Origin of the sequence: Neoroseomonas eburnea, from assembly GCF_018129005.1 — a bacterium.
Taxonomy (GTDB): Bacteria; Pseudomonadota; Alphaproteobacteria; order Acetobacterales; family Acetobacteraceae; genus Neoroseomonas; species Neoroseomonas eburnea.
Window position 1 is genome coordinate 40,870 of sequence record NZ_JAAEDL010000033.1, and the last position, 12,420, is coordinate 53,289.

Annotated in this window: 11 protein-coding genes; 9 read left to right on the forward strand and 2 right to left on the reverse strand. The window is 72.5% G+C overall.

Annotated elements, in window-relative coordinates; translation table 11 throughout:
• Nucleotides 1–155: 155 nt before the first annotated feature.
• The 3 genes from otsB to GXW74_RS23660 are packed head-to-tail and all read left to right on the forward strand — an operon-like array spanning nt 156 to nt 4,040.
• On the forward strand, nt 156–902 hold the full coding sequence (gene otsB / locus GXW74_RS23650; protein ID WP_211849058.1) for a trehalose-phosphatase: 747 nt from the start codon (nt 156–158) through the stop codon (nt 900–902).
• Nucleotides 889–2,685 (forward strand): glycoside hydrolase family 15 protein, encoded by a 1,797-nt coding sequence (locus GXW74_RS23655; RefSeq protein ID WP_211849059.1) that lies wholly within the window; start codon nt 889–891, stop codon nt 2,683–2,685. Before otsB ends, GXW74_RS23655 begins: the two co-directional genes overlap by 14 nt.
• A complete protein-coding gene (locus tag GXW74_RS23660) occupies nt 2,670–4,040 on the forward strand; it encodes an alpha,alpha-trehalose-phosphate synthase (UDP-forming) (RefSeq protein ID WP_211849060.1) in 1,371 nt (456 codons plus the stop codon). The genes GXW74_RS23655 and GXW74_RS23660 overlap by 16 nt, the downstream gene beginning before the upstream one ends.
• 272 nt (nt 4,041–4,312) lie before the next feature.
• Here GXW74_RS23660 and GXW74_RS23665 read toward each other — a convergent pair whose 3' ends face one another.
• Nucleotides 4,313–5,704 carry a M20/M25/M40 family metallo-hydrolase gene (locus GXW74_RS23665; protein ID WP_211849061.1) on the reverse strand — a complete coding sequence of 464 codons (1,392 nt, stop codon included), beginning with the start codon at nt 5,702–5,704 and terminating at the stop codon, nt 4,313–4,315.
• 91 nt (nt 5,705–5,795) lie between these two features.
• On the opposite strand from GXW74_RS23665, the gene GXW74_RS23670 reads away from it, so the two are divergent.
• From GXW74_RS23670 to GXW74_RS23685, 4 genes are all read left to right on the forward strand, one after another.
• Nucleotides 5,796–6,665, forward strand: a complete 870-nt coding sequence (locus GXW74_RS23670; RefSeq protein WP_211849062.1) for an isocitrate lyase/PEP mutase family protein — start codon at nt 5,796–5,798, stop codon at nt 6,663–6,665.
• A 25-nt stretch (nt 6,666–6,690) separates the two neighbouring features.
• Nucleotides 6,691–7,821, forward strand: coding sequence for an alpha-hydroxy acid oxidase (locus GXW74_RS23675; RefSeq protein WP_211849063.1), 1,131 nt, complete (start codon nt 6,691–6,693; stop codon nt 7,819–7,821).
• Nucleotides 7,822–7,862: 41 nt separating this feature from the next.
• Nucleotides 7,863–9,035 (forward strand): MFS transporter, encoded by a 1,173-nt coding sequence (locus GXW74_RS23680; RefSeq protein ID WP_272877343.1) that lies wholly within the window; start codon nt 7,863–7,865, stop codon nt 9,033–9,035.
• 188 nt (nt 9,036–9,223) lie between these two features.
• Nucleotides 9,224–9,592 carry a response regulator gene (locus GXW74_RS23685; RefSeq protein ID WP_211849064.1) on the forward strand — a complete coding sequence of 123 codons (369 nt, stop codon included), beginning with the start codon at nt 9,224–9,226 and terminating at the stop codon, nt 9,590–9,592.
• A gap of 211 nt (nt 9,593–9,803) precedes the next feature.
• Here GXW74_RS23685 and hemN read toward each other — a convergent pair whose 3' ends face one another.
• Nucleotides 9,804–11,153 (reverse strand): oxygen-independent coproporphyrinogen III oxidase, encoded by a 1,350-nt coding sequence (gene hemN, locus GXW74_RS23690; protein ID WP_211849065.1) that lies wholly within the window; start codon nt 11,151–11,153, stop codon nt 9,804–9,806.
• Nucleotides 11,154–11,337: 184 nt separating this feature from the next.
• On the opposite strand from hemN, the gene GXW74_RS23695 reads away from it, so the two are divergent.
• The gene (locus GXW74_RS23695) at nt 11,338–11,538 is read left to right on the forward strand and encodes a hypothetical protein (protein WP_211849066.1); all 201 of its coding nucleotides are present in this window, start codon (nt 11,338–11,340) and stop codon (nt 11,536–11,538) included.
• A partial coding sequence (locus GXW74_RS23700) for a type VI secretion system-associated FHA domain protein (protein ID WP_211849067.1) occupies nt 11,529–12,420 on the forward strand: 892 nt, incomplete at its 3' end. The genes GXW74_RS23695 and GXW74_RS23700, both read left to right, overlap by 10 nt.

A 12,420-nucleotide genomic window follows, 5' to 3' on the forward strand; every position in this document is an offset into this window, starting at 1 on the left:
TCTCCAGCGCGACGCCGGGCATCGGGGTGATCTGGTGCGCCGCGGCCCGGGCCAGCGGGTTCCCCGCGCCGGGCGGCCCTGCGGTCCCCGCGTGACGCGGCCTCACGGAAAGTTACCGGGGTGCAATTCTCTGCAATATGCCCCACTTATGGCGAGTGACTTCCCTCGGTGTTCCCGAGATCGAGGCCGGCTGGGCGCTCTTCCTCGATCTTGACGGCACGCTCCTCGACATCGCGCCCGAACCCGACGCTGTGGTGGTGCCTGCCACCTTGCCGGGCACCTTGGCTGGGTTGTCGGCGCGGCTCGGCGGCGCGCTCGCGATTGTCAGCGGGCGCGCGCGCGGCAACGTGGACCGCCTCCTCGCGCCGCTTGCCCTGCCAGGAGGCTTCGGCCACGGGGCCGAACTGCGCGATGCCGACGGGCGCCCGGCCGAAACCGATTCCATGCCGCCCTTGCCGGACGACTGGCCGGCCCACCTTTCCCGCTTCGTCGAGCGGCGCCCCGGCCTGATCCTGGAGCGCAAGCCGCACGGCCTGGCGCTGCATTTCCGTGCCGTACCCGAATACGGCGCGGCGGTAAGGGCCATCATGGAGGACCTCGTGAGCGAGGCGGTCGGATTCATGCTGCTCCCCGCCCACATGGCCTTCGAAATCCGCCCCCGTGCCGCCACCAAGGCGCGCGCGGTGGAGGCGCTGATGGCCACGCCGCCCTTTCGCGGCCGCCGCCCCGTCTTCGTCGGCGACGACGTCACGGATGAGGACGGCATGGCCGCGGCGCGCCGCTTCGGCGGCTTCGGCCTGCATGTCGGCCGCGACTTCACCGGCGGCCCGGCCGAGGTTCGCGCCTGGCTCGCCCGGGCCACTGCCCGCCCGATCGAGAAGGCGACCCATGACCAATCTTGACTACGCCGTCATCGGCAATTGCGCCGTCGCCTCGCTGATCTCCTGCTCCGCGCGGCATGAGTGGTTCTGCTTCCCGCGCCTGGATGCGGAACCCGTCTTCAACTCCCTGCTGGGCGGGGTGGAGCCGGATCGCGGCTACATGGACGTGGTGCTGCGCGACCAGACCGGCTGCCGGCAATCCTACCTGCGCAACACCGCCGTGGTCGAAACGCTGCTCACCGACCGCGGGGGTGGCTGCGTCCGCGTGCTCGACCTGGCGCCGCGCTTCCGCCGCTTCGGCCGCATGTACCGTCCGCCGACGCTGATCCGGCGGATCGAGCCGGTTTCCGGCCGTCCGCGCATCCGCATCCGTGTCCGCCCCTCCTTCGGCTACGGAGCGGACACCGGCCGGCGCAGCTCCGGCAGCAACCATATCCGCTATGTCGGCGACAACGCGGTGCTGCGGCTGACCACCGACGCACCGCTCACCTACATCGCGCACGAGGCCGAATTCGCCCTCGACCGCCCGGTCAGCCTGGTGCTCGGCGCCGACGAGTCGCTGCCCGAGAACCCCGACGCGGTGGCGCGCGAGGCGCTGGCGAACACCGAGGAATACTGGCGCGACTGGGTCCGCGGTCTGAACCTGCCTTTCGACTGGCAGGAGGCGGTGATCCGCGCCGCCATCACGCTCAAGATCTGTTCCTTCGAGGATACCGGCGGCATCGTCGCCGCGCTGACCACCTCGGTCCCGGAGGCGCCGGGCAGCGGGCGCTGCTGGGACTACCGCTTCTGCTGGCTGCGCGATGCCTTCTTCACCGTCGGCGCGCTCAACCGGCTGAACGCGACGCGCACCATGGAAGGCTTCCTGCGCTTCATCATGGATGCCGTGCCGGAGGCCCCGGAGGGGCCGATCCAGCCGCTCTTCCCCATCGCGCCCGGGGCGGAGGTCGAGGAACGCATCGCCGCTGCCCTGCCGGGCTTCCGCGGCGACGGGCCGGTGCGCATCGGCAATGCCGCCGTCTCCCAGCGGCAGAATGACGGCTTCGGCGCCATCGTGATGACCGCGACGCAGATGTTCTGGGACCAGCGTCTGCAGCGCACCGGCGACCTGACGATGTATCATCAGCTCTGCACCCTCGGCCGCGAGGCCGAGCGCGCCGCCTTCGAACCCGATGCCGGCCTGTGGGAATATCGCGGCCGCGCCGCGGCCCACACGCATTCGGCGGCGATGTGCTGGGCGGCGCTCGACCGGCTCGGCGCCATCGCGCAGCGCATGGGCCTGACCGCGGAAGCGCAGGACTGGGAACGCCGCGCCGCCGCGCTGCGCGCGCGCATCCTGGAAGCCGCGACGGTGCCGGGCGAAGGCTGGCTCTCCGGCGTGCTGAACGGCGATGCGGTGGCCGATGCCTCCACCTTCCTGCTGCCCGAGTTCGGGCTGATGCGGGCGACCGATCCGCTTTTCCTGCGCACCGTCGCGGTGCTGGAACGCCGCCTGGTGCGCGACGGCATCGTGCTGCGCTACGACCACGCGGATGATTTCGGTACGCCCGAGGTCGGCTTCCTCGTCTGCACCTTCTGGTACATCGACACCCTGGCCCGCATCGGCCGGCGCGAGGAGGCGCGCGCCCTGTTCGAGCGCGCGCTGTCCTGGCGCAACCATGTCGGCCTGCTCTCGGAGGACGTGCATCCGGCCACCGGCGCGCTCTGGGGCAACTTCCCGCAGACCTATTCGCAGGTCGGGCTGATCCTGTCGGCCATGCGCCTGTCCCGTTCGTGGGAGGAGGGCTTGTGGCGCGCCTCGTGATCGTCTCGAACCGCGTGCCGCCGCCGCGCGCGGGGCGGGGCGGGGCGAGCGCGGGTGGCCTCGCGGTCGCGCTGCAGTCCTTCGTGGCGCCGGGAACGCTGTGGTTCGGCTGGAGCGGCCGCGTCGTCGACAAGCCCTCCGGCAAGCCGCGCGTGGTGGAAGGGCAGGGTGTTTCCTACGCGACCATCGACCTCGGTTCCGATGACTACGACCGCTTCTATGTCGGCTTCGCCAATTCCTCGCTGTGGCCGCTGCTGCATTTCCGCCTCGGCCTGATGCGCTACCGGCGCGAGGATTTCGAAGGCTATCTGGCGGTCAATGCCGGCTTCGCGGACGTGCTGCTGAAGATGCTGCGCCCCGACGACATGGTCTGGGTGCACGACTACCACCTGATCCCGCTGGCCGCGGCGATGCGCGAGCGCGGCTTCACCGGCCGCATCGGCTTCTTCCTGCACATCCCCTTCGTTCCCGCCTCGGTGCTGGAGGCGCTGCCGCCGGCGCGCGACCTGCTGCTCGCCCTTTGCGCCCACGACGTGGTCGGCTTCCAGACGCAGACGCACCTGTCGGACTTCCTCGACTGCGCCCGCCGCTTCAGCGGCTTCGCGGTGGAGGGGCAGGAGGTCGTGACCAATGGTCGCCGCGTCCGTGCGATCGCCGACCCGATCGGCATCGATGCCCAGGGCTTCGCCCGGGTGGCGGCGCGCGCGGCCGGCACCGCCTATATCCAGCGCGTGCGCGAAAGCCTGCTCGGCCGGTCGCTGGCGATCAGCGCGGAGCGGCTCGACTACTCCAAGGGCCTGCCCAACCGCTTCGAGGGGTTCGCCCGGCTGCTCGCGCGGTTTCCGCAGCACCACCGCAAGATCTCGCTGCTGCAGATCGCCGCGCGCTCGCGGGAGGACGTGGCGGAGTACCAGGCGCTGCGGCGCGAGCTCGACCGCCTGGCGGGCGACATCAACGGGCGGTTCTCCCAGTTCGACTGGATGCCGCTGCGCTACATGACGCAGACCGTCGCCCGCACCAAGCTCGCCGGGCTGTTCCGCATCGCGCATATCGGCCTGGTGACGCCGCTGCGGGACGGGATGAACCTGGTCGCCAAGGAATTCGTCGCCGCCCAGGATCCGGCCGATCCCGGCGTGCTGATCCTGTCGCAGTTCGCCGGCGCGGCGGAGGAGCTGACTCACGCGGTGATGGTCAACCCCTATGACCCGGATGCGATCGCGGAGGCGATGAGCACGGCGCTGGAGATGTCGCTCGAGGAACGCCAGGAACGCCACGCGGTCCTCCGGCGCGCGGTGTTCGACGTGACGGCGGCGCGCTACTGCAACGTGTTCGTGGATGCGCTGAAGGGGCACTGAACCGGGAGGGGCCGGACCCTCCCCACCGAGGCCTTGCAAACCGCGCCCCCGCATCGGGCATGACAGCGGGCGGCCAGTGCCGGGACCCGCCCTTGCGCACGAAGCGCGCCTGGTGGGCGCGGCCCCGACCGTTCCGCCCGGCGCCCGCGATCGGCATTCCAAATGCCCCTGGCATTTGGCGGGGTGGTTTGGAGGGGCGGCGCCCCTCCAATCGCGACCGGCGGGTCATCCGGACCGCGGGGCGCGGCCTGCACGGTGCCTCGCTCTTCGCGCTACCCCGCGCGCAGCGCCTCTGGCGAGGCATTGCCCAGCTCGCTGAGCAGGAGGGGCCAGGCGCGCAGCCCTTCCTCCAGCGACGACAGCCGGAAGAACTCGTTCGGCGCGTGCACATCCTCATCCGGCATCGCGAAGCCGAAGGTGATGGTGTCGATGCCGAGCCGCTCCTTGAAGATCGCCGTGATCGGGATGGTCCCGCCGGCCCGCGCGCGAACCGGGGCGCGGTTGCGGGTGCGGCGGATGACGGTCTCGGCCGCGGCGAGCAGCGGGTGCCCCTCGCGCAGCGTGAAGGCCGGCGTGCCGTTGCCCGATTCCTCGAAATCCAGCGTCACGCCCTTCGGCGCCCTGGCGAGCAGGTGGTCGCGCACGCGCGCCTGGGCGCGCACCGGATCCATGCCGGGGCCGAGACGCATGGTCAGCTTGGCGTGCGCCTCGCAAGGCAGCACGGTCTTGGAGCCGGCGCCGATATAGCCGCCCCACATGCCGTTCACCTCGATGGTCGGCAGCAGGGTGATGCGCTCGCGCACGCTGTAGCGGGGATCGCCATAGGGCGCGGCGCCGATGCCGCCGTAGAATTCCGCCTCGTCGACCGGCAGCGCCGCGGCATCCTCGGCCTCGCGCGGGCCGATCGGCGCCATGTCGTCCATGAAGCCCGGCACGGCGATGCGCCCGTCCTCGTCGTGCAGGGAGGCGATCAGCCGGGCGAGCTCGTGATTCGCGTTGCGCACCGCGCCGCCATAGCGGCCCGAATGCATGTCCTTCGATGCGGTGCGCAGCGTGAAGCGCAGCGCGGTCAGGCCGCGGGACCCGACGCTGACGGTGGGCAGCGTCGTGCTGGCGCGCCCGCCATCGGCCGAGATCATCGCATCGCCCACCAGCGCATCGGGGTGGCGGTCGATGATGCTCCGCAGGGAGGGGCTGCCGATCTCCTCCTCGCCTTCCAGGAAGAAGCGGATGTTCACCGGGCAGCCACCGGCGCGGATGAACTCGATCACCGTCTCGACCGCGATCAGCGTCGATCCCTTCACGTCCGAGGCGCCGCGGGCATAGATCCGCCCGTCGCGGATGGTGGGCTCGAAGGGCGGGGTCTTCCACAGCTCCAGCGGGTCCGGCGGCTGGACGTCGTAGTGGCCGTAGATGATCAGCGTCGGCTTGCCGGGCGCGCCGTTCCAGGCGCCGGTCACCGCCGGCTGGCCGCCGCCCTCCAGCAGGCGCACGTCCTCGAGCCCGCCTTCCTTCAGCCGCGCCATCAGGAACTCGCGCGTCGCCTTCATCCCCTCGGCATAGGCCGGGTCGGTGCTGACGCTCGGCAGGCGCAGCAGCGCCATCAGCCGTTCCAGGATCTCGTCCCTGCGCGCCACCAGTGCCGCGGCCACCACATCGCTCATCACGCACTCCATGCCATGTCCGGGGGGTAGCCTAGACCGTCGCCGCGACCGGTTGCAGAGTGCGCGTGACAAGATCGAGGAATCATCCGGGATGGAACGTCCACCGAGCACGGCGCAGCGCCGCGCGGCCTTTCGCGCGATCCTTGCGGGCCAGGCCTGCATCCATCCGGCCTCCGTGCACGATCCGATCGCCGGGCGCATCGCCGCCGACCTCGGCTTCGAGGCGGCGATGTTCGCGGGCTCCGTCGCGTCGCTCACGGTGCTGGGCGCGCCCGACATCATCGTCCTGACGCTGAGCGAATTCGCCGACCAGGCGCGTCGCATCTGCCGTGCCGGCGCGCCGCCGCTGCTGGTCGATGCCGACCATGGCTACGGCAATGCGCTCAACGTGATGCGCACGGTGCAGGAGCTCGAGACCGCCGGCATCGCCGCGCTCACCATCGAGGACACCGACCTGCCGCGCGGCCACGGCGTGGGCGAGCCCGGGCTGCTCAGCCTGGAGGCCGGCCTCGGCAAGATGCGTGCGGCGGTGGCGGCGCGGGAGGATGCCGGCCTCGTCGTCGTCGCGCGCACCAGCGCGCTGAACCTCGTGAACCTGGATGAGGCGGTGCGCCGCGCCAGGGCCTACGCCACCTGCGGTGCGGACGCTTTGTTCTTCACCGGCGTGAACGACTGGGATCAGCTCGCGTCGATCCAGGCCGCGGCCGGCGGGCTGCCGATCATCCTCGGCGGCACGCCGGCGTCGATGGCCGATCGCGCGCGGCTCGCCGCCCATGGCGTGCGCGTGGCGCTGCAGGGCCACCAGCCCTTCGCCGCCGCGGTCGCCGCCATTCACGCGACGCTCAAGGCACTGCGCGACGGCACGCCGCCCGCCGAGCTCAAGGGCGTCGCCCCCGCCGCGCTGATGAAGACCGTCACGCGCGAGGCCGACTACGCCGCCTGGACCCGAGATTTCCTCTGACCTGCCCGCCGGAGCGCCCGCACCGATGTCGAACACCGTCACGCCCGAAGCGATGGCTGCGATGGAAGCCAAGTACCTGACGCTGCATGAATTCGTGAAGGCGGCGAGGTACCGGCTCGACGCCAATATCTGGGACTACCTGACCGGCGCGACCGAGACCGAGACGACCATGCGCCGCAACCGCATGGGGATCGATTCCCTCGCCTTCCGGCCGCGCGTGCTGCGTGACGTCTCGACGATCGACACGACTGCGAAGGCCCTTGGCAGGCCGATCCGCCTGCCGGTGCTGCTCGCCCCGGTGGGCGGGCTGGAATCGATCGCCGTCGGCGCCAACGGCGCCGCCACGGCGGGCGAGGGGGCGAGCGCCTTCGGCGTGCCGATCATGGTCAGCAGCGTCACCCAGCCGGGGTTGGAACCGGCCGCCGCCGCCACGCCGGGGATGAAGATCTTCCAGCTCTACGTGCGCGGCGATGCCGCCTTCATCGAGGACAGCATCCAACGCTCCCTCGCCGCCGGCTACGACGCCTTCTGCCTGACGGTGGACACCGCGATCTACAGCCGCCGCGAGCGCGACATCGTCCGCCGCTTCGCCAAGCCCTGGCGGGCCACCGCGACCGGCGACGCGCAGCGCCACCAGGCGGCACTGAACTGGGACGACGTCAAGCGCATCAAGGACCGGCATCCGACGCTGCCGCTCATCCTGAAGGGCATCGCCACCGCCGAGGACGCGCTGATCGCCTGCCGGCACGGCGTCGACGTGGTCTATGTCTCCAACCATGGCGGGCGGCAGCTCGATGCCGGCCGCGGCGCCATCGAGGTGCTGCCGGAAGTCGTCCAGGCCGTCGCGGGCCGCGCCAGGGTGTGGGTGGATGGCGGCTTCTGCCGCGGCACGGATGTGGTGAAGGCGCTCTGCCTGGGTGCCGACATGGTCGGCCTCGGCCGGCTCTACTGCTATGCGCTGGCCGCCGACGGCGCTGCCGGGCTGGTCCGCCTGCTCGAGATCCTGGAGAACGAGATCCGCTCCTGCCTCGGCCTGCTCGGCGCGACGTCCTATGCGGAGCTCGGCCCGTCCTTCGTGCATGCGGCGATGCCGACCACCCTGCCGCATGTGCACAGCGCCTTTCCGCTGCTCCGCCTGGAGGATTCCGGCTACTGAGCGCGCCGGACCCGGCCGGGGGCCGAAGCCCGGTCCGCGAGCTGCTCGCGGACCCGGCCTTCCTCCGCCTCTGGGGGGCGGGCGGGCTCACCAACTCGATGCGCTGGGTGGAGATGCTGGTCAGCGGGCTCTTCGCCTTCGAGCTGACCGGCTCCGCCTTCGCCGTCTCCCTCGTGCTGATGTCGCGCGCCCTGCCGATGCTGACGGCGGGCGCCCTGTCGGGCGCGGTGGCGGAGAGCCTCGACCGCAAGAAGCTGCTGATGGCCGGGCAGGCGACGACGGCGGCGGGGGCCATCATCATCGCCATGCTGGCCGCGACGGGCGGGCTGGCGCTCTGGCACCTCTTTCTCAACGGCATGCTCGGCGGGCTGGTCTGGACCAACGAGCTGGCGACGCGCCGCCGCATGGTGGCCGAGGCCGCCGGCCCGCATCGCATCGTCCAGGCCGTCGCCTTCGACACCATGACCGGCAGCACGACGCGCATGGTGGGGCCACTGGTGGGCGGCGTCTTCTACCAGACGGTCGGGGTCGCCGCGGCCTACGGCATCGCGGCCCTGCTCTATGTCTGCGCGCTGCTGCTGGTCGCCGGCGTCGAGCACCGGCAGGAACGGCGCATCCTGATGCCCCGCCGCCTGGTCTCGGACGTGATGCAGGCGGTGCGCATCGCCCTCGCGCACCCGTCGCTGCGCCTGGTGCTCGGCGTGACGGTGGCGATGAACGTCTTCGGCTTCTCCTACACCGCCGTCCTGCCGGCCTTCGGGGCCATCGCCTTCGAGGCGAACCCGGCGGAGATCGGCCTGCTCGCCGCGGCCGAGCCCTTCGGCGCGCTGCTGGCCGGACTCGCCCTCGCGCTGCGGCGCGGCGCGCCGCCGGGGCGGATGGCGATCGCCATCGGCTCGGCGGGATTCCTCGTCGTGCTGGCGCTGGCGGCGCTCGCCCCGGGGCTGTGGCAGGCGGCGGCGCTGCTGATGCTGGGCGGCATCGGCACCGCCGCCTTCGCGAGCCTCCAGACCGGGCTGGTGATGATGGAGGCACCGATCGAGGCGCGTTCCCGCATTCTCGGCCTGACCACCACCTGCATCGGCATGGGGCCGGTCGGCGTGCTCGTCGTCGGCGCGCTGGCCGACGGCTTCGGTCCGCGGGCGGCCATCGCGGGGATGGCGGTCGCGGGGCTGGCGGCGCTGGCGGCCGTCCTGTCCGTCACGCGGAGGTGATGCCGGGGGATGCTCCTCCTCCGGTTGATGGTGCCGGGCCGCGCGCGCTACACGGCCGTCGCGTCTCTCTTGGCTGCTGGCGTGTGAGCGGGACCAGGAGTACCACCAAAAGTGGTTCCGCGCGGAGTGACGTCGCGGCCACTACACCCGGACGCGGCTCGCCGCCCCGCCGAGAAGGAGGAGCCCGCATGACCCCACCCCCGGCACATTGGCGCGTTCTCGTGATCGAGGACGAGGCCCTGGTGGCGATGCTGGTCGAGGACGCGCTGCTCGATGCCGGCTTCGGCGTCATCGGGCCGGCGCGCTCGGTTTCCGAGGCGCTGGCGCTGCTGGCGCGCGAGGAACCGGCCGCGGCGGTGCTGGATCTCAACCTGGGCGGCGAGACCTCCCTCGCCGTCGCCGATGCGCTGGTGGCGCGCGGTGTTCCCTTCGTCGTCGCCACCGGCTACGGCCCCGCCGGGCTGCCGGCCGCGCACCGGCACGTCCCGGTGCTGCCGAAGCCATACGATCCGGCGGATCTCACCGCGGCGCTGGAGAAGCTCTGCGCCGGCCGGTAGTGCCGGCCGCGGCGTCGTACCAACGGCCGCTATTCGCGACCGCTGGTATGGGGCTTTTCGTGCCCTCAGGCGTCGGGCGCAAACCTCCGGCTTGTTTGACTTCGCCGGACTGGCTGCGGGCCGCATTCCGGATCTCCGGTCAGCTTGCAAGGCAAGGTGACCGGGTGCCCGTCGCGGCCTCGGCACGAGTCAAGACCTCGTGCCGCTGGCATCACACCGCCGCGCTGTGCCGCCGCGGGGAGGGTGCGAGGTAGGCGTCGAAGCAGGCCGCGAAATGCCGCAGGAACGGCCGCCCGGCGAGCGTCGCCACCAGCCGCCCGTCGCGTTGCGCGACCATCCCGTCGTCGACCAGCCTGGCGAGGCGTTCCTCCGCCGTCGCCATCACGGCGACCGGCACCGCGGCGAGGTCGATGGCGCCGTCGCACATCACCCGCTCGATCAGCGCCCCGCGCAGGCGATCCTCCACGGTCAGGGCGCGGCCGCGCGCGACCGGGAGCCGGCCGGCCTCGACCGAGGCGAGCCAGCGCTTCTCCTCCGCCTCGTTCTGCACGAAGCCGTCCGGCGTGCGGCCGATCGCGGAGGCCCCGAAGCCGAGCAGGAAGGGTGCCGTGTCCGTGGTGTAGCCCTGGAAGTTCCGCCGCAGCGTCCCGGCCGCCGCCGCCGCGGCCATGGCATCGCCCGGCTTCGCGAAGTGGTCGAGCCCGATCGCGACATAGCCCGCGCCGGTCAGCACGCGCGACGCGGCTTCCGCCTGCGCCATGCGCAGGGCCGCGTCAGGCAGCTCGTCCTCGCGGATGCCCTTCTGGTGCGCCTTCATCCAGGGCACGTGGGCGTAGCCGAACACCGCCACACGATCGGCGCCCGACTCGGCGGCGAAGCGGGCCGACGCCACGACCTCCGCCACGCCCTGGCCGGGCAGGCCGTAGATCAGGTCCATGTTGATGCCGCTGACGCCGATCGCGCGCAGGCCGCGGACGGCGGCCTCCACCTGCGCGGTCGGCTGCACGCGGCCGATCTTCTCCTGCACCGCGGGGCTGATGTCCTGCACGCCGAGGCTGGCGCGCGTCAGCCCCAGCCCCGCCAGCGCCCCGAGCAGGTCCTCGTCCAGGCTGCGCGGGTCGAGCTCGGCGGCGATCTCGGCGCCGGCGCGGAAGGGAAAGGTCGCCCGCAGCATGGCGGCGAGCCCCGCGAGCCCTTCGGCGCCGAGCGCGGTCGGCGTGCCGCCGCCGAGATGCAGCGCGGCGACGCCGCCATGCGCGGGCAACAGCGCCGCGACCATCGCCGCCTCGGCGGCGAGCCCCGCCCCGTAGCGGGCGATGCGCGCGGCTGAGCGGGTGACGGTGGTGTGACAGCCGCAATACCAGCAGAGCGAATGGCAGAAGGGCACATGGACGTAGAGCGAGAGCGCGTCCCGCGGCCCCGCCTGTCCCAGCCAGCCGGCATAGGCCGCAGCGTCGAGGGGCACGAAATGCGGTGCGGTCGGGTAGCTGGTGTAGCGGGGCAGGGGTGCCGCCGCATGGCGCAGCAGTGTCGGGGCGGACGGGGCGAGGGTCGCGGACATGGCCGGCAATGTGCAATGTGATCCGCCGCACGCCTTGCGCTGGCGCAAGTGCCGCGGGCTTTTCGACGCGGATCGAGTGGTACGACGCGGATGTGTCATCGCGCGATGCGATTGTGGTTCGGGCCGGGCTGTTCCAGGGTGGCGACGATCCCGTCTATGGTGTGGGCGGGGCGGAGGAAGGTGGATGACCTTCGGTATCGGTGAGGATTCACGGTCGACTCGGACCGGCGCGCTGCGCCGTGCGCGGAGCGTGGCGCGGCCGCGCGTCGCCCGTGCCACCGCGTGCCGTGAACCGGTATGCTGCGCCGCCATGACCGACCATGGCATCCCCGCCGAGATCGCCCGCCGCTTCGCCGCGCGCGGAGGAGTCCGCCGATGGAACTGACCCTCACCGTCCTGCGCTGCCCGGACAGCGTGGTGCCGGAACAGCGCCGCGTGCCTGGCGGCGACTACGTCATCGGCCGGGGCGCCGACGCCAGCTGGGTGCTGCCCGATCCCGACCGGCTGCTGTCCAAGCATCACTGCGTGCTCGAATTCCGCGGCGGCGGCTGGCAGGTGCGCGACCTTTCGACCAACGGCACCTTCGTCAACCACGCCGATACGCCGGTCGGGCGCGACCAGGTGAAGATGCTGGAGGATGGCGACCGGCTGCGGCTCGGCGCCTATGAGATCGAGGTGCGGGTCGAGCAGGCCGGCGCGCAGCCCGGCGGCTGGGGCGGCGGGATGCCCGCGGCCACGCCGCCCGGCGGCGCCTGGGACCAGCCGGCGGCGACGCCACCTGGCGGTGCATGGGACCAGCCGGCGGCGACACCGCCTGGCGGCGGATGGGAGCAACCCGCCGCGCCGTCCTGGGCGGCCGGCCCCGCCGCACCCGCCGCGCCGCCCGCCTGGGGTGCGCAGGACCAGGCCTGGGGCGCGCCACCGCAGCGCGACGAACCGCTGCAGCCGCGCCTGCCTGGCGATCCCTTCCTCGGTGCCCGGCCACCGGCCGCCGGCACGCCCGGCCTGCCGAGCGGTTCCGGCCTGCCGGCCGATTTCGATCCCTTCGCCGAAGGGCCGGCCATGCCGGACCACCGGCCTTCGACCTCCGACGCCTTCCTGCCGCCCAAGCCGATGCAGCAGGTCTCGGTCATCCCGGACAGTTGGGATCTCGGCCCGACGCCGGCGGCACCGGCGGCGCCATCGCCGCCCGCACCCGCCGGCGGCGGGGGGCGCATCCCGGACGACTGGAACTTCGACCTCGCGGCGGCTCCCGCCGCGCCGCCGG

What these genes read in the sequence shown, in the direction of transcription:
- GXW74_RS23695 (WP_211849066.1), top strand. Translation starts at nt 11,338, where the DNA reads ATGACCTTCGGTATCGGTGAGGATTCACGGTCGACTCGGACCGGCGCG.
- GXW74_RS23675 (WP_211849063.1), top strand. Translation starts at nt 6,691, where the DNA reads ATGTCGAACACCGTCACGCCCGAAGCGATGGCTGCGATGGAAGCCAAG.
- hemN (WP_211849065.1), bottom strand. Translation starts at nt 11,153, where the DNA reads ATGTCCGCGACCCTCGCCCCGTCCGCCCCGACACTGCTGCGCCATGCG.
- GXW74_RS23670 (WP_211849062.1), top strand. Translation starts at nt 5,796, where the DNA reads ATGGAACGTCCACCGAGCACGGCGCAGCGCCGCGCGGCCTTTCGCGCG.
- GXW74_RS23685 (WP_211849064.1), top strand. Translation starts at nt 9,224, where the DNA reads ATGACCCCACCCCCGGCACATTGGCGCGTTCTCGTGATCGAGGACGAG.
- GXW74_RS23665 (WP_211849061.1), bottom strand. Translation starts at nt 5,704, where the DNA reads ATGAGCGATGTGGTGGCCGCGGCACTGGTGGCGCGCAGGGACGAGATC.
- GXW74_RS23655 (WP_211849059.1), top strand. Translation starts at nt 889, where the DNA reads ATGACCAATCTTGACTACGCCGTCATCGGCAATTGCGCCGTCGCCTCG.